This is a genomic window from Angustibacter peucedani, from assembly GCF_054779595.1.
The window spans coordinates 41,897-63,606 of record NZ_BAAGXY010000005.1 but is presented as its reverse complement, the minus strand read 5'-3'; the positions used below and the strand labels follow the sequence as shown (position 1 = coordinate 63,606).

The following is a 21,710-nucleotide window of genomic DNA, read 5'->3' as shown; positions in this document are numbered from 1 at the left end:
GCCCCCGGCGGCAGCGGCACGGGCACGGGCGCGGAGGCGGCGGGGGAGTCGGGGACCGCCGGCCCGCCGGGGCGCACGGCCAGACCGACGTCCAGGGCGCCGCCGAGCACCTGCTCCTGCGCCCAGCCGGGGCCGGGGTGCAGCACGTGGTCGGCGGGCAGCGCGAGCGCGACGAGCCGGGCCGCGGGGCTGACGTCGGCCGGGAGCTGCGACACCAGCAGGTAGCCGTGCAGCCAGTCGCGCAGCCGCAGCCGTCCGGGCAGGGACTCGGGGTCGACGTCGGCGACGGCCTCGGCGAGCGCGGCCCAGGTGACCGGCGTCCAGGCGTCGCGGTCGTCCCACGAGCGGCCGACCAGCACGCCGTCGTCGCGGGGCTGCAGCGGCACGTCGTGCAGCACGCTCGCCGCCAGCGTGCCGCGGCGCAGCGCACCGAGGTCGACCGGCGTGCTCACAGCACGACGGTAGAGGTCCCTGCCACGCGCGGCCAGGCCAGGTGGCCCGCTACGGCCCACCTCCACCCCAACGGCTCAGGACGACGTCCGAGCGCACCGGCCGGTCACGCACGGTGCTCGGTCAGCGGGCGGTCCAGCCGCCGTCCAGGCCGAAGGACGCCCCCGTGATCGAGGCCGCCGCGGGACTGCACAGGTAGGCCACGAGCTCGGCCACCTCGGCCGGCTCGACCAGGCGCTTGACCGCCACCGGTGCCAGCATCACCTGCTCGAGCACCTCGTCCTCGGCGATGCCGTGCGCGACCGCCTGGTCGGCGACCTGCCGCTCGACGAGCGGCGTGCGCACGTAGGCGGGGTTGACGCAGTTGCTCGTGACGCCGTGCTCGGCACCTTCGAGGGCCACCACCTTGCTCAGCCCCTCGAGACCGTGCTTGGCGGTGACGTAGGCGGACTTGAACGGCGACGCGCGCAACCCGTGCACCGACGACACGTTGACCACGCGGCCCCAGCCGCGCCGGTACATGGCGGGCAGCGCACCGCGCACCAGCCGGAACGGCGCCTCGAGCATCACGGTCAGCACCAGGTGGAAGACCTCGGGCGGGAACTCGTGCAGCGGGGCCACGTGCTGCAGCCCCGCGTTGTTGACGAGGACGTCGACGTCCAGGTCGAGCGCGTCGACGGCGTCCAGGTCGGACAGGTCGCACACCGCGGCCTCGGCGCCCAGCTCGTCGGCGAGCCGGCCCAGCCCCTCGGCGTCGCGGTCGACCAGCCGCAGGCGCGCGCCTGCGGCGTGCAGCCGCTGCGCCACCGCGGCGCCGATGCCGCTGGCCGCACCGGTGACCAGGGCCGTGCGGCCGTCGAGGTCGAGCAGGCTGCCGGCTGAAGGGCTCGTCATGGCCCCGACGCTAGGGGTGGCCCGGCCCCCTCGCAGGGCGAGGGGACGACGACGGGGCACCGAGCGGTGCTCGGTGCCCCGTCGTGGCGTGGGTACGCGTCGCCGGCTCAGGCCGGGACGCTCGCGACGCCGCGCTCCAGGAAGCGCCCGCCGCCCGCGGCCTCGGCCACGCCCGAGCGGTCGAGCAGCGGCGTCAGGCCGCCGTTCCAGAACGAGAAGCCCGCACCCGTGATCATCGCGAGGTCGAGGTCCTCGGGGGCGGCGACGACACCCTCGTCGAGCATCCGCCGGGCCTCGTCGGCCAGGGCCGAGAGCACGCGCTCGCGCACCTGCTCGCGGGTGAGGACGACCGGCTCGGCCGGCTGCTCGAACAGCGCCGCGACCTCGGGGTCGAGCGAGGGCTTCGGGCCGTCCCAGACGTAGAACCCGGGCTTGCCGGCCTGGACGACGCGCCGCAGGTTCTCGCTGACGTAGAACCGGTCGGGGAACGCGCCGGCCAGCGTCTCGGAGTTGTGCAGCGCGATCGCCGGACCCACCAGCGCCAGCAGCACGAACGGCGGCATCGGCGCGAGGCCGGCGAACGCGCCGTCCGCGACGTCGACCGGCGTGCCCTCGTCGACCACCCGGCTGACCTCGCCCATGAACCGGCCGAGCAGCCGGTTGACGATGAAGGACGGCGAGTCCTTGACCAGGATGCTGGTCTTGCGCAGGGCCTTGCCGGTGGCGAACGCGGTGGCGAGGGTGGCGTCGTCGGTCTGCTCGCCCTTGACGATCTCGAGCAGCGGCATGATCGCGACCGGGTTGAAGAAGTGGAAGCCCACGACCCGCTCGGGGTGCTGCAGCCCGGACGCCATCTCGGTGATCGACAGCGACGAGGTGTTGGTGGCCAGCACGCACTCGGCCGGCACCACGGCCTCGACCTCGGCGAAGACCTTCTGCTTCACCGACATCTCCTCGAACACCGCCTCGATGACGAAGTCGGCGTCGGCGAAGCCGTCCTTCGACGTCGAGCCGGTGAGCAGGCCCTTGAGCTTGTTCGCCTGGTCGGGACCGATGCGCTTCTTGGCCAGGAGCTGGTCGACCTCCTGGTGCACGTAGGCGACGCCCTTGTCGACGCGCGCCTGGTCGAGGTCGGTCATGACGACCGGCACCTCGAGGCGGCGCACGAGCAGCAGCGCGAGCTGGCTGGCCATCAGGCCCGCGCCGACGACGCCGACCTTGGTGACCGGCCGCGCCAGGCCCTTGTCGGGGGCGCCGGCCGGGCGCTTGGCCCGGCCCTGCACCAGGTTGAACGAGTAGACGCCGGACCGGAACTCCTCGCTCATGATGAGGTCGGCGAGCGCCTCGTCCTCGGCGGCGAACCCGGCGTCGCGGTCGGCGGTGCGGGCGGCGCTGACGATGTCGAGGGCGCGGTAGGGCGCCGGAGCCGCCCCGCCGGTCTTGGCGTCGGCGAAGGCCTTGGCCCCGGCGACGGCCGCCTCCCAGGCCTGCTCGTCGCGGTCGACCTCGGGACGCTGCACGACGACCTCGCCGCGGACGACGGCCGAGGCCCAGTGCAGCGACTGCTCGAGGAAGTCGGCCGGCTCGAACATGGCGTCGGCCAGGCCGAGCTGGAACGCCTGCGGGCCCTTGAGCATCCGGTTCTGCGACAACGGGTTCTCGATGATGACCTTGAGGGCGGTGGCCACGCCGACGAGGTTCGGCAGCAGGTGGTTGCCGCCCCAGCCCGGCACCAGGCCCAGGAACGTCTCGGGCAGGGCGACGGCCGGGACGCCGCTGGAGATGGTGCGGTAGGTCGAGTGCAGCGCGACCTCGACGCCACCGCCCATCGCGGCACCGTTCACGAAGGCGAACGACGGCACGGCGAGCTCGCCGAGCCGGCGCAGCTGGTCGTGGCCGAACCGCGCGATGGTGAGGGCCTGCTCGCGGTCGGACAGCGAGCCGACGTCCTTCAGGTCCGCACCGACGGCGAAGATGAACGGCTTGCCGGTGATGCCGACCGCCGCGATCTCGCCGGCCTCGGCGCGGGCGCTGACGTCGTCCAGGGCGGCCTTGAGGTTGAGCAGGCCGCGCGCGCCCAGCGTCGTCGGCTTGGTGTGGTCGAAGCCGTTGTCCATCGTGATGAGCGCGAGCGTCCCCGCGCCGCCGGGCAGCGCGACGTCGCGGACGTGGAAGCTCGTGACCCGCTCGTCGGCGCCGGCCGCGGCCAGCTGCTCGGTGGCGGCCAGGGTGGCGGCGGTGTCGTGGCCGGTGGTCGTGGTGGTCATCAGGCCGCAGCCCCCTCGTCGGTCGTGACGTCCTTGCCGTAGTCGGCGTGGTGCGGGTTCTCCCAGATCACCGCGCCGCCCATGCCGATGCCGATGCACATGGCGGTCAGGCCGTAGCGCACCTCGGGGTGCTCCTCGAACTGCCGCGACAGCTGCGTCATGAGCCGCACGCCGGACGACGCCAGCGGGTGGCCGGTGGCGATCGCGCCGCCGTACTGGTTGACCCGGTCGTCGTCGTCCGCGATGCCGAAGTGGTCGAGGAACGCGAGCACCTGGACGGCGAACGCCTCGTTGAGCTCGAACAGCCCGATGTCGTCGATGGTCAGGCCGGCCTGCCGCAGCGCCTTCTCGGTGGCCGGCACCGGCCCGATGCCCATGACCTCGGGCTCGACGCCGACGAACGCGTACTGCACCAGGCGCATGCGAGCGGTCAGGCCGAGCTCCTCGGCCGCCTCGGCCGAGGCCAGGATGCACGCCGTGGCGCCGTCGTTCAGGCCGGCAGCGTTGCCCGCCGTGACCCGGCCGTGCGGGCGGAACGGCGTCTTGAGAGCGGCCAGGTCGTCGAGCGTCGTGCCGGGGCGGGGCGGCTCGTCCTGCGTCGACAGGCCCCAGCCGAGCTCGTCGTGTCGGGTGGCCACGGGCACCAGGTCGGGCTGGATCTTGTTCTCCGCGTAGGCCTTCGCCAGCTTGTCCTGGCTGCCGACGGCGAACGTGTCGGACCGCTCCTTGGTGATCTCGGGGTAGCGGTCGTGCAGGTTCTCGGCGGTCGAGCCCATCACCAGCGCGGAGGGGTCGACGAGCTTCTCGGCGACGATCCGCGGGTTGGGGTCGACGCCCTCGCCCATCGGGTGGTGCCCCATGTGCTCGACGCCGCCGGCGATGACGACGTCGTAGGCGCCGAACGCGATGCCGGACGCCGTGGTGGTGACCGCGGTCATCGCTCCCGCGCACATGCGGTCGATCGAGAAACCGGGCACGGACTTCGGCAGGCCCGACAGCAGCGCGGCGAGCCGGCCGATGGTCAGGCCCTGGTCGCCGATCTGCGTGGTCGCCGCGATGGCGACGTCGTCGACGCGCTCCGGCGGCAGCTGCGGGTTGCGGCGCACGAGCTCGCGGATGCACTTGATGACCAGGTCGTCGGCGCGGGTCTGCGCGTAGACGCCCTTCTGGCCGGCCTTGCCGAACGGTGTGCGGACACCGTCGACGAAGACGACGTCTCGGAGCGCGCGGGGCACGGTTCCTCCGGGGGTGTGAGGCGGGGCGGCGCCCGGTCGCGGTCGACCGGTCGCGGTGGGTCGCCTGCCAGGCTACTCGCCGGTAACAAGAGCGGGAAGCCAGGCCTGCTGTGAGGGGGGTCACCCGGCGCGGACGGGTGGACCGCGACCACCTGCCGGACGACGGCACCGGCCGCCTCGTAGCATCTGCGCCCATGACGTCGGTGGACCTCCTGGTGCTCGGCGCGGGCGTCTCGGGGCTGATGGCCGCGCGCCGGGCCGCAGCCCGCGGGCTGTCGGTGCTGGTGCTCGAGCAGGGCGACCACGTCGGCGGCCGCGCGGCGAGCTTCGAGGTCGGCGGGATGCGGGTCGACCACGGCTCGCGGCGGCTGCACCCGGCGGTCGACGCCGACCTGCTGGCCGACCTGCGCTCGCTGCTCGGCGACGACCTGCAGACGCGTCCGCGGCAGGGCCGGCTCGACGTCGGCGGGCACTGGATCTCGTTCCCGCTCAAGGGCGCCGACCTCGCCACCCGGTTGCCCCGCCGGCTGGCGATCGCGGCGGCGCGCGACGCCGCGCTGGCCCCGACGCGGCGCCAGCACGGCGACTCGTACGCCTCGGTGCTGCGCGCCGGGCTCGGCCCGGCCCTGTACGAGGCGGTCTACGGTCCGTACGCCCGCAAGCTGTGGGGGCTGGACGGCGAGCAGCTCGACGCCGAGCAGGCGCGCAGCCGGATCGCCGCCGACGGACCGCTGAAGATGGCCGGACGCCTCCTGCGCCGCAACCGGCTCGAGCACTCGACGGGGCACGGCGCCGTGTTCCACTACCCCCGCAAGGGATTCGGCCAGATCCCCGAGGCGCTCGCCCAGGCGGCGGTCGACGACGGCGCGACGATCGTCACCGGCGCCTCGCTCGGCACGCTGCACGCCCGTACCGACGGCGTCCGGCTGCTGTGGGAGGGCGGCGAGGTGCAGGCCGGCCAGGCGTTCTCGACGCTGCCGATGACGTCGCTCGCCCGCGTCGCCCGCCCCGCGCCGTCCGCACAGGTCGTCGGCGACGCCAGCGCGCTGGTCTTCCGCGCCATGGTGCTCGTCCACGTCGTGCACGAGGGCGGCCGGTGGACGCCGTTCGACGCGCACTACCTCCCGACGCCGGGCACGCCCGTGTCACGCCTGAGCGAGCCGGCGAACTACCGGGTCAGCGCCGACGACCCCACCGACCGCACCGTCGTGTGCGCCGAGATCCCCTGTGCCGTGGGCGATGCGACGTGGGATGCCTCGGACGACGACCTGGTGGCGGTCGTGCAGGACGCCGTGCAGCGCCTCGGCCTGCCCCCGCTGCGGGTCGGCGGCCACGAGGTGCGCCGCGTGCGGCGCGTGTACCCGGTGTACCGCAAGGGGTACGCCGAGCGGCTGGCCGGGCTCGACGCCTGGAGCGAGCGGCTCGCGCACGTCACGACGTTCGGCCGGCTCGGGCTCTTCGTGCACGACAACACCCACCACGCGCTCCGCATGGGCTGGGACGCCGTCGAGTGCCTGCGCACGGACGGCGCCCCGGCGCCGGGGTCGCGGTCGCCGGTCGGGATGGACCACCGCTGCTGGCAGGACGCGCGCGAGCGCTACCGCCGGCACGTCGTCGAGGACTAGCTGGCGGCCTCGTCGCTGCCGGCCTCGTCGGTGCTCGCCGGGGCGGAGGCGGCGTCGCGCGCGGCCTTGCTCGCCGCGGTCTCGGCCATGGCCTCGCGCAGCAGCGGGCCGACCAGCTCGACCTGCCACGGCCGGGCGCGCAGCTCGACCAGCCGGGCGTCCAGGTCGTCCGGCGGCTCCCAGAGCACGCGGCGCACGGTGTCGGGCGTCATGAGGTTCTCGACCGGCACGGCGAGCTTCTCGGACAGCTCGGCGATCGCGGCGCGGGCGTGCGCCAGCCGGGCCGCGGCGTCCGGGTCGCGGTCGGCCCAGGCCCGGGGAGGCGGCGGGCCGTCGCTCGGCAGCGAGTGCAGGGGCAGCTGCTCCTCCGGCGTCTTGCGCCCGCGCAAGAGGGCCTCGAGCCACCGGCTGCCGTGGCGGCGCGCCGACGGGCCGGTGAAGCCGGGGACGACGACGAGCTCGTCCATCGTCGTGGGCGACGCGCTCACCGCGGCGACGAGCGCGGCGTCGGGCAGCACCCGGCCGGGGGAGACGTCGCGCTGGCGGGCGAGGGCGTCGCGGGTGGTCCAGAGCTCGCGCAGCATGGCCAGCTGGCGGCGGCTGCGCAGCTTGTGGGTGCCGCTGGTGCGGCGCCAGGGGTCGACGCGCGGGGTGGCCGCCGGGGCCTCGACGATCGCGGCGAACTCCTGCTGCGCCCAGCCGAGCTTGCCCTGCTCCTCGAGCAGCGCAGCCACGGCGTCGCGCAGGTCGACGAGCACCTCGACGTCCAGCGCGGCGTAGCGCAGCCACGACTCGGGCAGCGGCCGCGTCGACCAGTCGACCGCGGAGTGCTCCTTGGCCAGGGCCAGCCCCAGCAGCTCGGCGACGACGGCGCCGAGCCCGACCCGCGGCAGCCCGGCCAGCCGGGCGCCGAGCTCGGTGTCGAACAGCCGCGAGGGGCGCATGCCGACCTCGGCCAGGCACGGCAGGTCCTGCGTCGCGGCGTGCAGCACCCACTCGACGTCCGCGAGCGCGTCGCCGAGCGGGGACAGGTCGGGGCAGGCCACCGGGTCGACCAACCAGGTGCCCGCGCCCTCGCGCCGCAGCTGCACCAGGAAGGCCGCCTGGCCGTACCGGTAGCCCGACGCGCGCTCGGCGTCGACGGCGACGGGGCCGGTGCCGGAGGCGAGGGCCTCGGCCGCGCGCAGCAGGTCGCGCTCCTCGACGACGACGTCGGGAACGCCGTCCCGCGGCTCGACGAGCGGGGTGGGTTCGGCCTCGGTCACGGGGCCACCGTACGCGGTCGGCGCAGGCCGACCGCCGCGCGCGGGCTAGTGGATGACGCCGGCGCGCAGCGACAGCATGACCATCTCGGCCCGGTCGCCCGTGCCGACCTTGCGCGCGATGCGCGCCAGGTGGCTCTTGACCGTGAGGGCCGACAGGCCCAGCGAGGCGCCGATCTCCTTGTTGGAGCGGCCGTTCGCGACGTGCTGGAGCACCTCGATCTCGCGCTCGGACAGCTGCTCGGCCAGGCCGCCGCTGCCGACGGGGGCGCCGGAGCCGGCGGGACGGCCGGACACCAGGAAGCACCGGACGCCGGCGGTCAGGGCGCCGCGCACGGTGTACGCGTCGTCCAGGGTCGAGATGACGACCCCGCGCTGCCAGCCGATGGCCTTGAGGTCGCGCAGCAGCGCGACGCCGGAGCCGTCGGGCAGCGAGACGTCGGTGATGCAGACGGCGTGCGGGCCCAGCAGGCGGGCCCGACGGCGGGCCTCCTCGACCGTGCCGGCCTGGACGACCTCGCGCGCCCCGAGGCTGCGCATCATCCGGCTGACGGACTCGCGCGGTCCCTGGGGGCCGATGACGACGAGCGCCGCGAACCGTCCCGGTCGCGACAGGGGCACACCAGCAACGCGCTCGGCCACCGCAGCCACGCCTGCCTCCTCGTTCACAACACCGACGACTCGGACGAACCGGTCGGCCCGCTCCTGTCCTGCACGGGAAGCATCGGCAGGCGATGGCCCAGGCTTGACCTGATCGCGCGAACTGCTTGCGCCGGACGCCGGGTCAGCGGCGACGGGCGGGGAGGGCCGTGACGCCCTCGGGCAGCGGCGGCAGCCCCGCGACGGTGCACAGCAGGTCGGTCCAGGCGAGCAGGTGCGGGCCCAGGTCGTCGTCCGTCGGCGTCCACGACGCGCGGATCTCGATCTCGACGCCGGAGGGCCGGTCGGACAGCGCGGCGAAGCTCTCGGACACCACCCGCGTGACCGTGCCGCCCTCGCTGACGAACCCGGTGCCGCGGTGGTGCAGCGACTCGAGCAGCCACGACCAGCCCACCTCGCCGAGCAGCGGGTCCGAGCCCATCTCGGGCTCGAGGTCGGCCCGCACGAAGGTGACGGCGCGGAAGGTGCCCCCCCACGGCTCGGGTGCCGCGGGGTCGTGCAGCAGCACGAACCGGCCGGTGGCCAGCTCCTCGGCCTCGCCGTCCGGACGCCGGTCGACGACGTCCGCGGTGAGGGCCACCGAGTAGGGGGCGATGCGGCCGGGCGAGGGGGCCTCGGTCAGCACGACGTCCGGCCGCACGGGCGCGGCCTTCAGCGCGGCGAGCGCCCGCTGGAACGGCTCCGGGGCGTCGTCGGGCATGCCCCTGGCGACCATGGGGGGAGCGTACGTCGCACCGACCCGCACCGGGAGCAGGCACGCCGCGTGGCTAGCCTGCGCTGGTGGCCGTCGTCCTCGCCCTGCTGTCGAGCGTCGTCTGGGGGAGCTCGGACTTCCTCGGCGGCCTCGCCTCGCGCCGTCGTCCGGCGGTGGCCGTCGTGGCGGTCTCGCAGGCGTGCGGCCTGGTCGCGATCGGGGTGCTCGCGCTGGCGACCGGGGCGTGGCACGGACCGACCACCTGGGTGGTCTGGTCGGTGCTGGCCGGCCTGGCCGGCACGTCGGGCCTGGTGTGCTTCTACGCCGCGCTGGGCGCCGGCACGATGGGCGTGGTGTCGCCCATCGCCGCGCTGGGCGCGGTGGTGCCCGTCGCGATCGGCGTCGTGCAGGGCGAGCGGCCCGGCGCGGTGACCACGGCCGGGCTGGTGGTGGCGCTCGCCGGCGCCGTGCTGGCGAGCGGTCCCGAGCTGCGCGGGGGAGCGGGGGCCCGACCGGTGGCGCTGGCCGCGCTGGCCGGCGTGGGGTTCGGCCTGGCCCTCGTGCTCATCGAGCGGGGCGCGCGCAGCGACGCCGTCATGACCCTCACCGGCATGCGCGCCACCAGCGTGCTGGTGTTCGCGGTCGTCGCGCTCGTGGTGCGCGGGGTCGGCGGGATCGGCGCGCGCGACCTGCCCCTGCTCGCGGTCGTCGGCGTCGGGGACGTCGGCGCCAACGTGCTGTTCGCCCTGGCCTCCCAGCGCGGGTTCCTGTCGATCACCGCGCTGCTCGGCTCGCTCTACCCGGTGGTCACGGTGGTGCTCGCCCGGGTGGTGCTGCACGAGCGGCTCAGCCGGGTGCAGCTCGTCGGCGTGGTGGGCGCCCTGGCCGGCGTGGCCCTCGTCGCGCTCGGCCGGGCCGGCTGAGCGGCGCACGGTCCGACTGCTGCCGCGTGCGAGCATGGACGCCGTGACGACCGCCCCCTCGCCCGTGCCCGCGACGCTCGCCGGCTCGCCGTTCCTGCGGGCCTGCCGCCGCGAGCGCGCCGACCGCACGCCGGTGTGGTTCATGCGCCAGGCCGGGCGCTCGCTGCCGGAGTACCGCCGGGTGCGCGAGGGCATCTCGATGCTGGACTCCTGCGCGCGCCCCGAGCTCGTCACCGAGATCACGTTGCAGCCGGTGCGGCGCTACGGCGTCGACGCGGCGATCTTCTACAGCGACATCGTGGTGCCGCTCAAGGCGATCGGCGTCGACCTCGACATCGTCCCGGGCGTGGGCCCGGTGGTGGCCGAGCCGTTCCGCACCGCCGCGGACCTCGACCGGCTCCCGGAGCTCACGCCGGCCGACGTCCCGTACGTCACGGACGCCGTGCGGATGCTCGTCGCCGAGCTCGGCCCGACGCCGCTGATCGGCTTCGCCGGGGCGCCGTACACGCTGGCGTCCTACCTGGTCGAGGGCGGGCCGTCGAAGAACCACGAGCGCACCAAGGCGCTGATGTACGGAGACCCCGAGCTGTGGCACGCGCTGGCCGGCCGCCTGGCCGCGATCGCGGGCGCGTTCCTGCGGGTGCAGGTCGAGGCCGGGGCGAGCGCCGTGCAGCTGTTCGACTCCTGGGTCGGCGCGCTGCCCCTGGCCGACTACGTCGAGCTGGTGCAGCCGCACTCGGCAGCGGCCCTGGCGGCGGTCGCCGACCTCGGGGTGCCGCGCATCCACTTCGGCGTCGGCACCGGTGAGCTGCTGCCCGCGATGGGCGAGGCCGGCGCGGACGTCGTCGGCGTCGACTTCCGGGTGCCGCTCGACGAGGCGTCGCGCCGCATCGGGCCCGACCGTGCCGTGCAGGGCAACCTCGACCCCGCGCTGCTGTTCGCGCCGGCGCCGGTGCTCGAGCGCCGGGTGCTCGCGACGGTCGAGGCCGGACGCCGCACCCCGGGTCACGTGTTCAACCTGGGGCACGGCGTCCCGCCGGGTGCGGACCCGGACGTGCTGGCCCGCGTCGTCGAGCTGGTTCAGGGAGCGGGCTGAGGCTGCGGCGCCACCGGGGCGGCGGCCGTGCCGGGACCCGCCGAGGCGCGGTGCCGCCGCCACCAGCGGTAGGCAGGCACGCCCACCAGCGCGGCGACCACCGCGAAGGGCAGCAGCGCGCCGAGCACGGTCAGCAGCACGGTGAGGGCGGCGACCAGCGCCGACCACCCGCCCTCCAGCCCGGCCAGGAAGCCGTCCTGCTCGGCGGGCGGCGTCGGCTGGACGACGGTCGGCGGGGTCAGGCTCACGGTCAGGGTCGACAGCGCGGTGCGGTCCTCCAGCGACTTCAACTGGGCCTGCAGCGACTCGAGGTCGGCCTCGCGGCGCGAGAGCTCGCTCTCGATCTGCACGACCTGGCCGAGGTTGGCGGCCCGGGCCAGCAGCGCCCGCACCCGCTCGACGCTCGCGGTCTGCGACGACACCCGGCTGCGGACGTCGACGTAGGTCGAGCTGACGTCCTCGCTGGACTGGTTGCGGCTGAGCACCGTGCCGGTCTCGGCGACCTGGCCCATCACCCGGTCGAGCGCGGTCGTCGGCACCCGCAGGGTCAGCACCGACTCGCTGTACCCCTGGCGCTGCTCGGGCTCGGGGAGCCCCGGCTCCGGCGGGCTGCTGGTCGTCTTCTCGTCGGCGACGAACCCCTTGGCCGCCTCGGCGACCGTCCGCACGCGCGCCGCGGCGGCCGTGACGTCCTTCGTGCGCACCGCCATGTCGGCCGTGCGGATCACCCGCTGGTCGGTGACGGCCGGGGCCGCGGCGTCGACCCGGCCCCCGTCGACCGCACCGTCCGAACCGTTCCCGCCGTCGGCACCGACGGCGCTGCTGCCGCCGGCGGAGTCCCCGGCGGACTTCTCGACCACCACCCCACCGCTGTCGCCGGGCTGGGACGGCCCGGCCACCCCGCGCTCGACCGCCGCGCCGGACGACGCGGTGTCGCTGCTGCCCCCTCCGCCGCAGCCGGCGAGCAGCACGAGCGCGAGCACCGCTCCGGCCGCCGTCCCCACCCTGGTCGTGGTCCTGGTCATGGCTCCTCCGTCCACCGGATCTGCGCTGTCGGGGGTCGGACGCCGCCCGCCGGACGGCGCGTTCCACCCCGTCGATCTCGATCCGGTCACGGTCTGCGAACCTCGACGGCATGCGCGTCGTGGTGGTCGGGGCCGGCATCGCGGGCCTGGCTGCCGCCTGGGAGCTCGTGCAGCACGACCCTGTCGCCGCGGCCGACCTCGAGGTCGTCGTCCTGGACGCCGCACCCCGGGTGGGCGGCAAGCTGGTCGTCGGCGAGGTCGGCGGCGTCACGGTCGACCTGGGCGCGGAGTCGCTGCTCGCCCGCCGGCCCGAGGCGCTCGAGCTGGCCCGCGAGGTGGGGCTGGCCGACGACCTCGTGACCCCGCGGCCGGTGGGCGCCGCGCTCTGGAGCGCGGGAGACCTGCACCCGCTGCCCGCCGGGACGCTCATGGGCGTGCCGTCGTCCACCACCGGCCTGGCCGGCCTGCTGGACGACGACGGGCTGGCTGCCGTGTCCCGCGAGCCCGAGCAGGTGTGGGCGCCGGTCGAGGCGGACGACGTGGCCGTGGCGGACCTCGTGGCCCGTCGTGTCGGCGCGGGTGTGGTCGACCGGCTGGTCGAGCCGTTGCTCGGCGGCGTCTACGCCGGGCGCGCCGCCGCGCTGTCGCTGCGCGCCACGGTGCCGGCCCTGTGGGACGCCGCGGTGCGCGGGCGCTCGCTCGTGGAGACCGCGCGCGGCGCCGCCGAGCGGGGCACCTCCACGCAAGGGCCGGTCTTCGCCGGGGTGCGCGGCGGCGTCGGGCGCCTGCCCCTCGCGGCCGCCGCGGCCGTGCGCGAGCGCGGTGGCCGCGTCCGCACCGGCACGACCGTGCGCTCGCTCGCCCGGACGTCGTCCGGCTGGCGGCTCGTCACCGGGCCGACCACCGACGAGGTGGTGCTCGACGCCGACGCCGTGGTGCTCGCGACGCCGGCGGCGCCGACGGCCCGCCTGCTGCGGGACGTCGCTCCGGCGGCCGCCCGCGCCCTCGGCGAGGTCGAGCACGCCAGCGTCGCGCTGGTGACCTTCGTCCTCGACCGCACGACCGCCACCGGGCTGACCGGCTCGGGCGTGCTCGTGCCGCCGGTCGACGGCCGGTACGCCAAGGCCGCGACCTTCTCCTCGACCAAGTGGGGCTGGGTGGACGACGCCGCGACCGACCGCGTCGTGGTGCGGGCCTCCGTCGGCCGGCACGGCGGCATCGAGGACCTGCAGCTCCCCGACGACGAGGTCGCCCGGCGCGTCCTGGCCGACCTGCGCGAGCTGCCGGGCGTCACGCTGTCCGACCCGCTCGAGGTCCAGGTCACCCGCTGGGGCGGCGGCCTGCCGCAGTACGCCGTGGGCCACCTCGACCGCGTGGCGCGGGCGCTCGCGGACGTCGAGCGCCACCCCGGGCTGGCGCTCGCCGGGGCCGCCTACGAGGGGGTCGGGATCCCGGCCTGCGTGGCCTCGGGACGGCGGGCCGCCAGCGCGGTGATCGCCGACCTGGCGGTGCGCGGCGGCTGACCCCCGGGCGGTCCGTGGACGGCGCGGCGCGCGATGATGGACCCATGAGCGAGACGGGCGGACGGGTCAAGGCGCGCGAGATCAACCAGGTCGTGCGGTACGCGATGTGGTCGGTGTTCGCGGTGCGCGACGGGCTCGGCGCCGACCGCGAGGGCCTGGTCGCCGAGGTCGAGCAGCTGCTGAAGGACCTGGCGGGCGACGACCTGGTGGTGCGCGGCTTCTACGACGTGGCCGGCCTGCGCGCCGACGCCGACGTCATGGTGTGGTGGCACGCGCCGTCCGTCGAGACCGTGCAGGCGGCCTACCAGCGGCTGCGGCGCACCGAGCTCGGCCGGCACCTGGTGCCGGTCTGGTCGCAGGTCGCGCTGCACCGGCCGGCGGAGTTCAACAAGAGCCACGTGCCGGCGTTCATGGCGGGGGAGGAGCCGCGCGGGTACCTGTGCGTCTACCCGTTCGTGCGCTCCTACGACTGGTACCTGCTGCCGGACGACGAGCGCCGCACGATGCTCGCCGACCACGGCAAGGCCGCGCGCGGGTACCCGGACGTCCGGGCCAACACGGTCTCGTCCTTCGCGCTCGGCGACTACGAGTGGATCCTGGCCTTCGAGGCCGACGAGCTGCACCGCATCGTCGACCTCATGCGCGACCTGCGGGCCACCGAGGCCCGCCGTCACGTGCGCGAGGAGGTGCCGTTCTACACCGGCCCGCGCGTGCCGCTGGCCGACCTGGTCGACCGCCTGCCCTGAGGGGCAGGCGGCCGTCCGGTCGTGGGCGCGCCGGTCAGACCTTGGGCTGCAGCGTCAGGCTGATGCTGTTGATGCAGTAGCGCTGGTCGGTGGGGGTGTCGTACCCCTCGCCCTCGAACACGTGCCCGAGGTGCGAGCCGCAGGTGCCGCAGCGCACCTCGACCCGCTTCATGCCGAGGGTGGAGTCCTCGACGTACTCGACCCGGTCCTCGGCGAGCGGGCTGTAGAACGAGGGCCACCCGCAGTGCGACGCGAACTTGGTGTCGCTGCGGAACAGCTCGGCCCCGCAGGCCCGGCAGGCGTAGACGCCCTCGGTGGTGGTGTCGGTGTACTCGCCGACGAAGGGCGCCTCGGTGCCGGCCTCGCGCAGCACGTGGAACTCCTTCGGGTCCAGCTGCTCGCGCCAGGTGGCGTCGTCCTTGGTCACCTCGTAGGTGCGGCCGGTGGGCTGCATCGCACGTCCTTTCCAGGGGAGCTTCACACCAGGCACAACAACGGGCCGACCGGGTCAGTTCCCGGTCGGCCCGTCGTCGCGCGTCCTACTTCTTGACCTTCAGGCGCACGACCTGCGGGTCGTGGTCGCTGTCCTGGTCGAAGAACTCGGAGTTGGTGTGCACCGCGTCGTACTCGAACAGCTGGTCGCCGTTCTTGGCCGTCGCCAGCGAGCGGCTCACCAGGATGTGGTCGAGCACCTGGCTGTTGCCGTCGAACACGTAGGTGTACCGCTCGCCCCGGGGCAGCGTGCGGGGCAGGTCGACCAGCGCGTTGATCGACCCCACCAGCGTGTCGGCCGTCTGGGAGAACTCGAAGTCGTTGATGTCGCCGAGGACGACGATCTTGGACGACGAATCCGCCTGCTGCAGGTCGCGCACGAAGTCGTGCACGGCCTCGGCCTGGGCGTGGCGCTTCTCCTCGCTGTACCGCGTCGGCGGCTGCCAACGGCCCAGCACCGGGTCGTCACCGCCCTTGGAGGCGAAGTGGTTGGCGATGACGAACAGCGTCTGGCCGTCCCACGTGAACTGGCCGACCAGCGGCTTGCGCGAGTCGTCCCAGGCCGCGTTGCCCGGGTCGATCCGGCCGGGGCTGGCCGACAGGCGCACCGGGCCGCCGGTGTCGAGCACGCGGACGGGCGTGGTGGCGTCGCCGCCCGCGCGCTGGGTGAAGCCGAGCCCGCGGTCGGTGCGGTACAGGAAGACCTGCCGGATGTTGCCGCCCGGCTGGCCGCCGTCCGTGTCGTTCTGCGGGTCGATCCAGGCCGAGCGGTAGCGGGGACCGCCGGCCGCATGGATCGCGTCGACCAGCTTGGCCACGGTGAGGTCGCTCGCGACGGTGCCGTCGTCCGTGGCACCGGTGTTGTCCTGGATCTCCTCGACGGCGATCAGGTCGGGCGCCTGCAGGTTGGTGACGATCTGGCCCGCGAGCCGGTCGAACTTGGTCTGCGGGTCCTGCGGGGCGAGGTTCTCGACGTTGAACGTCGCGACGGCGAGCTGGTTGTTCTTCGGCTTCGCGGTCACCTCGCGCTGCAGGCCGAGGCGGCGCACGGCCGGGACCTCGGTGAGGTTGAGGTGGAAGTTGCTGAAGTCGTAGTCGACGACGCCGACGGCGTTGCCCGTGATGCGGTCGCCGACGTTCATCGGGGTGACCGAGCCCTTGGCCAGCAGCTGGTCGTCCATGATCAGCCGCGCGGCGTTGGGGTGGTCGTAGCCGGAGTAGACGACGCCGCCGCGGGGTGAGCGGATCACGTCGGCGCTGTTGCCCGGGATGATCGGCGTCTCGCCGAAGAAGGTGTTGGTCGGGCCCACGGCGCGCGGCGCGGAGACCGCGACCCGCATCCCCTCGAGCGACTCGTCGAAGTCGAGCGCGTCGGTGCTCGGCGAGAACGGCACGCCGTCGGCCTCGACGTTGCCCGGCTCTCCGGTCTTGACGTTCTGCGCCGGGGCGACGCGGTCGACGCCCAGCACGACGGGAGCCGGCAGCGCGTTGCCGCTGGAGGCGACCGTGGTGGTCGCGCCGGTCAGCTCGGTGGTCGACAGACCCGGGCCCGTGGCGCTGCCCGGCCGGAACTCGGTGACGGTGGCCGCCACGGTGACGGCGTCACCGACGGACACGGTCGGGGCCGAGCTGGTGAAGACGTAGAGGCCCTCGCTGGTCGCGACGTCGTCGTCCGGGGTGGTCGACTGCATCCAGTAGCCCTTGGGGCCCTTGGCGGTGACGACGCCCTCGACGCCGGTGACGTGCGTGCCGGCCAGCGGCGAGCGGTGCGCGGCGCCCTGGATCTCGGCGATCGTGCTCGGCTCGGGCGGCGGCGGGGTGGTGGCGCACGCCGGGTCGGTGGTCGCGGAGTTCTCGGGGGCGGGGGTCTGGGTCGTGAAGTCGCCCGCGTTGTTGTCGGTGTCGGTGCAGGGCGCGATGCGCACGACCGAGGTGGTGTTGGACGGCGCCGGGGCCGGCCCGCTGCCCTCGAACGTCGTGGCCGTCGTCCCGAAGCCCACGCGGTCGACCAGCGTGGCCGAGCCGTCGGCGATCTCGACCCGGCCCGCGGTGCCGCTCATGGCCGCCCCGCCGGTGGCGTCGGGCGTCGGCAGCGGCGTGGTGCCGCCCGTGCCCGCGGCCATCTGCACCAGGTAGCTGCGGTGCGGCGCGATGCTGCCGGACAGCGTCGTGGTGCTGGCGGCCGAGCCGGTGCTGGTGGCGGAGAAGTACTTGACGGTCCAGCCGCTGAGGTCGACCGGCGTGCTCGCGGCGTTGAAGAGCTGCACGAAGTCGTTCGTGTACGTGGCGCCGGCGTTGCCGCCGCCGCCGTAGACCTGGCTGATCACGACGGACGTCGACACGGCCTGGGCGGAAGGGGCCAGGGCCACGGCGGCGGTGCCGGCGAGAGCCAGGGCGAGGGGGCCGGCGATCAGCCGGCGGGGGTGGTGCTGGGGCATGGGTGAGCTCCTCGAAGAAAGGGACGAACGGGTTTCTACCAGCCCAGACCGACACGCAACAGGCTCCGGCAGGTGACGAACGGGTGACGACCTGCCGTACGGTCGGCCCATGGCGAGCGCAGCGGACGTGCTGGAGGTCGAGGGACCGGACGGCGTCCGGCAGGTGCGCCTGTCGAACCCCGACCGCGTGGTCTTCCCCGAGGCCGGGGTCACCAAGCGCGAGCTGGCCGACTTCGTGGTCGCCGTGGGGCCGGCGCTGCTGCGGCACATCGGCGACCGGCCCGTGACGCTCCAGCGGTTCCGCGGGGGCGTCGACGGCGAGATGTTCTACTCCAAGAACCCGCCCAAGGGCGTGCCGTCGTGGGTGCGGGCCGTGCCGGTGACCTACCCGAGCGGGCGCAGCCACGACCAGCTGGTCATCGACGAGCCGGCAGGCGCGGTGTGGGCGGTGCAGATGAGCACCGTGACGTTCCACCCGTGGCCGGTGCACACGGGCGACACCGACCGGCCGGACGAGCTGCGGATCGACCTCGACCCGCAGCCCGGGCGCGGGTACGCCGACGCGGTGACGGCCGCGAAGCTGCTGCGCGAGCTAATGACCGAGCTGGGGCTGACGCCGTTCGTGAAGACCTCCGGCAACCGCGGCGTGCACGTGTTCGCCCGGATCACGCCCGACCGCGAGTTCCTCGACGTCCGGCACGCGGTGATCGGCATCGGGCGCGAGCTGGTGCGTCGCGACCCCGACCTGCTGACGATGGAGTGGTGGAAGGAGGAGCGTGGCGAGCGGGTCTTCATCGACTACAACCAGACGAACCGCGACCGCACCATCGCCGCGGCGTACAGCCCGCGCCCGCTCCCGCACGCACCGGTCTCGACGCCGTTGACGTGGGACGAGCTGGACGACGTCGACCCCACCACGCTGACGGTGCGCTCGGTGCCCGACCTGGTGGCCCGGCGCGGCGACGCGTGGGAGGGCATGGCCGACGCGGTCGGCTCGCTCGACGCGGCGGCCGCGCTGTGGGACGCCGACGTCGCGGAGCGCGGGCTGGGCGAGCTGGCCTTCCCGCCGGACTACCCGAAGATGCCGGGCGAGCCGCCGCGCGTGCAGCCGTCGCGCAAGGTCGCTGCCAACTGGGAGGACTAGGGCGCGGCGATGCCGAACGCCGCGGCTGCGGGGGGCAGGCCCTCGACCTGCACCGGCACGCGGTCGGCCGCGCTCGAGCGCCAGCGGTCGGCCGTCAGCCGCAGGCGGTCGCTGACCAGCACCTCCTCACCCCGGCGGTCGCGCGAGACGCCGTCCGGCTGGTAGCCGAGCCGGCGCGAGACGCCCTGCGAGCGGTGGTTGTCCTGGAACACCTCGGTGGTGGCGTCGGTGGCGCCGAGGTGGTCGAACGCGAGGGCCAGCAGGGCGGTCCGGGCCTCGGTGCCGTACCCCTGGCCCTGGTGGGCGAGCCCGAGCCAGGACGACGTCACGACCTCTCGCCGCACGCGGAAGTCCCGTGCGCGCAGGGTCACGACACCGATCGCCGTCGCGCCCTCGCGGGTGAAGACGCCGAGGCCGAGGCGCCAGTCGTCCGGCGCCCAGGAGGCGAGGCCGTCCCAGTGCGAGCGCAGCACCACGTCCGCGCGCTCGGCCGGCGTGCCCTCGGCCCACGGGGTGAGGAACGGCCGCTCGTCGGCCCCGTGGACCCCGTCGGCGGTCAGGCGGGCGAGGGCCTGCAGCTCGTCGTCCGACGGCAGGTGCAGTGCCAGGCGCGGGGTGGTGAGGACGAGCCCGAAGGTGGGCCAGAGGTCGGCGATCACGCGCCCATCCTGCCGGTCGCTGCGGTCACGGGGCGCCGTCGGCGGGCAGGCCGAGCAGCCGGGCCGGGGTGTCGTGCAGCACGGCCTGCAGGAACGGCTCGCCGAGGCGCTCGTCGTCCGCCGCCCACCGCTCGACCGCCTCGAGCTGCTCCTCGTACGGGTACGGGATGTTCGGGAAGTCGGTGCCCAGCGCCACGCGGTCGGCGACGTCGACCAGGCGGGCCGCCCAGTCGCGCGGCAGCGGCGCCATCCGCTCGCTGAAGGCCGTGCCGACCATCGTGGTGTCGAGGTGCAACCGCGGGTGCTGCGCCATCAGCCGCAGGGCGCCGTCGAAGTCCGGCATGCCGGCGTGCGCCAGCACCGCCACCAGCCGGGGGTAGGCCCGCAGCACCTCGGCGAAGACGTCGAGCCCGGTGTGCCGACCGGGGACCGGGCCGTCACCGCAGTGGACGACGACCGGCACCGCGGCGTCGGCGAGCAGGCCCCAGGCAGGGGAGAGCAGGGGGTCGCGCGGGTCGAAGCCGCCCACCTGGACGTGCACCTTGGCGCAGCGCGCACCCGCGTCGAGCGCCGCCGTCAGGTAGGTCGCGACGTCCGGCTCGGGGTAGATCGTGGCGGTCGGCACGGCACCCGGCGTCCGTCGTCCGAAGTCGACCGCCCACTCGGTGAGCCACCGCGCCATGCCGGGCTTGTGGGCGTAGACCAGCGGCGCGAACGTGGTGACGCCGAGCGCCTGCAGGGTCTCGAGCCGCTCGGCCTCGGTGCCGCGGTAGTGCACGGGCCAGTCGGTGCCGTAGTGCTCGCGGGCCGCGTCGAAGTACGCCCAGACCTTGCGCAGCACCCGGTCGGGCATGAAGTGCACGTGCAGGTCGACCAGCCCGCCGCGCGGCGCGTGCACGGCGCTCAGCCCAGGAACGTCGTCCCGGCGTACACGTGCAGCACGGGCACGCCGAGCTCGTCGCGGGCGCGGCTGGCCCAGTCGCGGTGGAAGGTGTCCTCGACGGCGTGCGGCCGGGTCACCACGACGACCTCGCGGGCGCCGAGGCCGTCGACGGCCTCCCGGACGGCGGGCAGCGGGTCGTCCTGCGTGACCTCGCCGTCGGCCTCGATCCCGTTGCCGCGCAACGACTCCAGCGACGCGCTGAGTGCCTGGGTCGCCGTCGCGCGCGCCTGGTCGTCGGACGGCTCGCGGCCGCGGACGGCGTCCAGCGCCTGGCGCAGCTCGAGCAGGCTGAGGTGGTCGACGACGTCCACCAGCAGGTTGCGCTCGGTGTCGGCCGGCACCAGCACGTGGTAGCGCAGCTGCTCGTCGTCGTGCAGCGCGGTGATCCTCGCGGCGTCGCCGGCGTCCAGCGCCTGCTCGGTGAGGATCACGATGAGGTCGGGCACGTCGGCTCCTTGGTGCTCGGCTGGCGCTCTGCGCTGCGGTCGGCACCGATCCTGGCACGTCGACCTGCCGGACGTCGGTGCGGTGGGTTTGAATGGCCGCATGAAGCTGCCGGTGATGCCGCCCGTGCCCCCGATGCTGGCCAAGCCGCTCAAGGGGATCCCCGACGGCATGAGCTACGAGCCCAAGTGGGACGGGTTCCGCTCGATCATCTTCCGCGACGGCGACGAGGTCGAGATCGGCAGCCGCAACGAGAAGCCGATGACCCGGTACTTCCCCGAGGTCGTCGAGGCGGTGAAGGCGCACCTGCCCGAGCGCTGCGTCGTCGACGGCGAGATCGTGCTGGTGGGGGAGGGCGGCGACCGGCTGGACTTCGAGGCGCTGCAGCAGCGCATCCACCCGGCCGACAGCCGGGTGCGGCTGCTCGCCGAGCAGACGCCGGCCAGCTTCGTCGCGTTCGACCTGCTCGCGCTGGGCGACGACGACCTGACCGGCCGGCCGTTCGCCGAGCGCCGGGCGGCGCTGGTCGAGGCGCTCGCCACGGCCGGGCCGCCGATCCACCTGACGCCGGCGACCACCGACCCCGAGGTCGCGCAGCAGTGGTTCGAGCAGTTCGAGGGGGCCGGGCTCGACGGGCTGGTGGCCAAGCCGCTCGACCAGCCGTACCAGCCCGACAAGCGCACGATGGTGAAGGTCAAGCACGAGCGCACCGCCGACTGCGTCGTGGCCGGCTACCGGGTGCACAAGAGCGGACCGGACGCGATCGGCTCGCTGCTGCTCGGGCTCTACGACGCCGAGGGCGTCCTGGCGAGCATCGGCGTGATCGGGGCCTTCCCGATGGCCCGCCGCAAGGAGCTGTTCGCCGAGCTGCAGCCGCTGGTGACGACGTTCGACGAGCACCCCTGGGCGTGGGCGAAGCAGGAGGAGGGCACCCGCACGCCGCGCAACGCCGAGGGCAGCCGGTGGGCCGCGGGCAAGGACCTCTCGTTCGTGCCGCTGCGCCCCGAGCTCGTCGTCGAGGTGCGCTACGACCACATGGAGGGCGTGCGGTTGCGGCACACCGGCCAGTTCGTGCGCTGGCGCCCCGACCGCGACCCGCGCTCGTGCACGTACGAGCAGCTCGAGGAGCCGGTCGGCTTCGACCTCGCCGACGTGCTGGGCGCGGGGGGTGGCGCGTGAGCGCGCCGGGC

19 protein-coding genes and 1 pseudogene are annotated in these 21,710 nt (G+C 74.9%); 7 read left to right on the top strand and 13 right to left on the bottom strand.

Annotated elements, in window-relative coordinates; all coding sequences use genetic code 11:
* The 4 genes and pseudogenes from ACYVJ4_RS02115 to ACYVJ4_RS02100 all read right to left on the bottom strand — a co-directional run.
* A pseudogene (locus tag ACYVJ4_RS02115) lies at window positions 1-452 on the bottom strand (hypothetical protein); the annotation flags it as partial.
* Between the two features lie 121 nt (window positions 453-573).
* Window positions 574-1,344 carry a 3-hydroxybutyrate dehydrogenase gene (locus tag ACYVJ4_RS02110; RefSeq protein WP_460458454.1) on the bottom strand — a complete coding sequence of 257 codons (771 nt, stop codon included), beginning with the start codon at window positions 1,342-1,344 and terminating at the stop codon, window positions 574-576.
* A 107-nt stretch (window positions 1,345-1,451) separates the two neighbouring features.
* Window positions 1,452-3,611 carry a 3-hydroxyacyl-CoA dehydrogenase NAD-binding domain-containing protein gene (locus ACYVJ4_RS02105; RefSeq protein WP_460458453.1) on the bottom strand — a complete coding sequence of 720 codons (2,160 nt, stop codon included), beginning with the start codon at window positions 3,609-3,611 and terminating at the stop codon, window positions 1,452-1,454.
* Window positions 3,611-4,846 carry a thiolase family protein gene (locus ACYVJ4_RS02100; RefSeq protein ID WP_460458452.1) on the bottom strand — a complete coding sequence of 412 codons (1,236 nt, stop codon included), beginning with the start codon at window positions 4,844-4,846 and terminating at the stop codon, window positions 3,611-3,613. Before ACYVJ4_RS02100 ends, ACYVJ4_RS02105 begins: the two co-directional genes overlap by 1 nt.
* Before the next feature lie 194 nt (window positions 4,847-5,040).
* Between ACYVJ4_RS02100 and ACYVJ4_RS02095 the strand changes: the two genes are divergently transcribed.
* The gene (locus tag ACYVJ4_RS02095; RefSeq protein WP_460458451.1) at window positions 5,041-6,471 is read left to right on the top strand and encodes a protoporphyrinogen/coproporphyrinogen oxidase; all 1,431 of its coding nucleotides are present in this window, start codon (window positions 5,041-5,043) and stop codon (window positions 6,469-6,471) included.
* Here the strand turns inward: ACYVJ4_RS02095 and ACYVJ4_RS02090 are convergent.
* The 3 genes from ACYVJ4_RS02090 to ACYVJ4_RS02080 all read right to left on the bottom strand — a co-directional run bounded on the left by ACYVJ4_RS02090 (window position 6,468) and on the right by ACYVJ4_RS02080 (window position 9,108).
* Complete coding sequence (locus ACYVJ4_RS02090; RefSeq protein WP_460458450.1) at window positions 6,468-7,736, bottom strand: HRDC domain-containing protein; 1,269 nt, start codon at window positions 7,734-7,736, stop codon at window positions 6,468-6,470. The genes ACYVJ4_RS02095 and ACYVJ4_RS02090 overlap by 4 nt on opposite strands.
* Before the next feature lie 45 nt (window positions 7,737-7,781).
* On the bottom strand, window positions 7,782-8,384 hold the full coding sequence (locus tag ACYVJ4_RS02085; RefSeq protein ID WP_460458449.1) for a response regulator transcription factor: 603 nt from the start codon (window positions 8,382-8,384) through the stop codon (window positions 7,782-7,784).
* 133 nt (window positions 8,385-8,517) lie between these two features.
* Complete coding sequence (locus tag ACYVJ4_RS02080) at window positions 8,518-9,108, bottom strand: DUF3000 domain-containing protein (RefSeq protein ID WP_460458448.1); 591 nt, start codon at window positions 9,106-9,108, stop codon at window positions 8,518-8,520.
* Between the two features lie 65 nt (window positions 9,109-9,173).
* Between ACYVJ4_RS02080 and ACYVJ4_RS02075 the strand changes: the two genes are divergently transcribed.
* Together ACYVJ4_RS02075 and hemE are read left to right on the top strand one after the other, a co-directional pair.
* A complete protein-coding gene (locus ACYVJ4_RS02075) occupies window positions 9,174-10,010 on the top strand; it encodes an EamA family transporter (RefSeq protein WP_460458447.1) in 837 nt (278 codons plus the stop codon).
* A gap of 34 nt (window positions 10,011-10,044) precedes the next feature.
* The gene (gene hemE, locus ACYVJ4_RS02070) at window positions 10,045-11,106 is read left to right on the top strand and encodes a uroporphyrinogen decarboxylase (protein WP_460458446.1); all 1,062 of its coding nucleotides are present in this window, start codon (window positions 10,045-10,047) and stop codon (window positions 11,104-11,106) included.
* On the opposite strand, the gene ACYVJ4_RS02065 is transcribed toward hemE, so the two are convergent.
* Window positions 11,091-12,131, bottom strand: coding sequence for a DUF4349 domain-containing protein (locus tag ACYVJ4_RS02065; RefSeq protein WP_460458445.1), 1,041 nt, complete (start codon window positions 12,129-12,131; stop codon window positions 11,091-11,093). The genes hemE and ACYVJ4_RS02065 overlap by 16 nt on opposite strands.
* A 110-nt stretch (window positions 12,132-12,241) precedes the next feature.
* On the opposite strand from ACYVJ4_RS02065, the gene hemG reads away from it, so the two are divergent.
* Complete coding sequence (hemG, locus tag ACYVJ4_RS02060; protein WP_460458444.1) at window positions 12,242-13,654, top strand: protoporphyrinogen oxidase; 1,413 nt, start codon at window positions 12,242-12,244, stop codon at window positions 13,652-13,654.
* Between the two features lie 44 nt (window positions 13,655-13,698).
* Window positions 13,699-14,400 (top strand): hydrogen peroxide-dependent heme synthase, encoded by a 702-nt coding sequence (gene hemQ, locus ACYVJ4_RS02055; protein ID WP_460458443.1) that lies wholly within the window; start codon window positions 13,699-13,701, stop codon window positions 14,398-14,400.
* 34 nt (window positions 14,401-14,434) lie between these two features.
* Here the strand turns inward: hemQ and msrB are convergent, their stop codons facing one another.
* Window positions 14,435-14,854 (bottom strand): peptide-methionine (R)-S-oxide reductase MsrB, encoded by a 420-nt coding sequence (gene msrB, locus ACYVJ4_RS02050; RefSeq protein WP_460458442.1) that lies wholly within the window; start codon window positions 14,852-14,854, stop codon window positions 14,435-14,437.
* A gap of 85 nt (window positions 14,855-14,939) precedes the next feature.
* Window positions 14,940-17,330, bottom strand: coding sequence for a lamin tail domain-containing protein (locus tag ACYVJ4_RS02045; RefSeq protein ID WP_460458441.1), 2,391 nt, complete (start codon window positions 17,328-17,330; stop codon window positions 14,940-14,942).
* 109 nt (window positions 17,331-17,439) lie between these two features.
* Between ACYVJ4_RS02045 and ligD the strand changes: the two genes are divergently transcribed.
* Window positions 17,440-18,474: a non-homologous end-joining DNA ligase gene (gene ligD / locus ACYVJ4_RS02040; protein WP_460458440.1), complete on the top strand. Its 1,035-nt coding sequence runs from the start codon at window positions 17,440-17,442 to the stop codon at window positions 18,472-18,474.
* Here the strand turns inward: ligD and ACYVJ4_RS02035 are convergent.
* From ACYVJ4_RS02035 to ACYVJ4_RS02025, 3 genes are read right to left on the bottom strand one after another with little or no spacing between them, the layout of a single operon-like run.
* Window positions 18,471-19,133: a GNAT family N-acetyltransferase gene (locus ACYVJ4_RS02035; protein WP_460458439.1), complete on the bottom strand. Its 663-nt coding sequence runs from the start codon at window positions 19,131-19,133 to the stop codon at window positions 18,471-18,473. The two genes, ligD and ACYVJ4_RS02035, sit on opposite strands and share 4 nt — an antisense overlap.
* 25 nt (window positions 19,134-19,158) lie before the next feature.
* Complete coding sequence (locus tag ACYVJ4_RS02030) at window positions 19,159-20,031, bottom strand: amidohydrolase family protein (protein ID WP_460458438.1); 873 nt, start codon at window positions 20,029-20,031, stop codon at window positions 19,159-19,161.
* A 5-nt stretch (window positions 20,032-20,036) separates the two neighbouring features.
* Window positions 20,037-20,522, bottom strand: a complete 486-nt coding sequence (locus tag ACYVJ4_RS02025) for a hypothetical protein (RefSeq protein ID WP_460458437.1) — start codon at window positions 20,520-20,522, stop codon at window positions 20,037-20,039.
* Between the two features lie 100 nt (window positions 20,523-20,622).
* Here ACYVJ4_RS02025 and ACYVJ4_RS02020 point away from each other — a divergent pair, with 100 nt between their 5' ends.
* Window positions 20,623-21,699, top strand: coding sequence for an ATP-dependent DNA ligase (locus tag ACYVJ4_RS02020; RefSeq protein ID WP_460458436.1), 1,077 nt, complete (start codon window positions 20,623-20,625; stop codon window positions 21,697-21,699).
* Window positions 21,700-21,710 lie beyond the last annotated feature (11 nt).

Bases quoted from the DNA above. Each gene is read 5' to 3' on its own strand.
- ACYVJ4_RS02080 (WP_460458448.1), bottom strand. From the start codon at position 9,108: ATGGTCGCCAGGGGCATGCCCGACGACGCCCCGGAGCCGTTCCAGCGG.
- ACYVJ4_RS02105 (WP_460458453.1), bottom strand. From the start codon at position 3,611: ATGACCACCACGACCACCGGCCACGACACCGCCGCCACCCTGGCCGCC.
- ACYVJ4_RS02065 (WP_460458445.1), bottom strand. From the start codon at position 12,131: ATGACCAGGACCACGACCAGGGTGGGGACGGCGGCCGGAGCGGTGCTC.
- msrB (WP_460458442.1), bottom strand. From the start codon at position 14,854: ATGCAGCCCACCGGCCGCACCTACGAGGTGACCAAGGACGACGCCACC.
- ligD (WP_460458440.1), top strand. From the start codon at position 17,440: ATGGCGAGCGCAGCGGACGTGCTGGAGGTCGAGGGACCGGACGGCGTC.
- ACYVJ4_RS02110 (WP_460458454.1), bottom strand. From the start codon at position 1,344: ATGACGAGCCCTTCAGCCGGCAGCCTGCTCGACCTCGACGGCCGCACG.
- hemE (WP_460458446.1), top strand. From the start codon at position 10,045: ATGGACGCCGTGACGACCGCCCCCTCGCCCGTGCCCGCGACGCTCGCC.
- ACYVJ4_RS02020 (WP_460458436.1), top strand. From the start codon at position 20,623: ATGAAGCTGCCGGTGATGCCGCCCGTGCCCCCGATGCTGGCCAAGCCG.
- ACYVJ4_RS02045 (WP_460458441.1), bottom strand. From the start codon at position 17,330: ATGCCCCAGCACCACCCCCGCCGGCTGATCGCCGGCCCCCTCGCCCTG.
- hemG (WP_460458444.1), top strand. From the start codon at position 12,242: ATGCGCGTCGTGGTGGTCGGGGCCGGCATCGCGGGCCTGGCTGCCGCC.
- hemQ (WP_460458443.1), top strand. From the start codon at position 13,699: ATGAGCGAGACGGGCGGACGGGTCAAGGCGCGCGAGATCAACCAGGTC.
- ACYVJ4_RS02095 (WP_460458451.1), top strand. From the start codon at position 5,041: ATGACGTCGGTGGACCTCCTGGTGCTCGGCGCGGGCGTCTCGGGGCTG.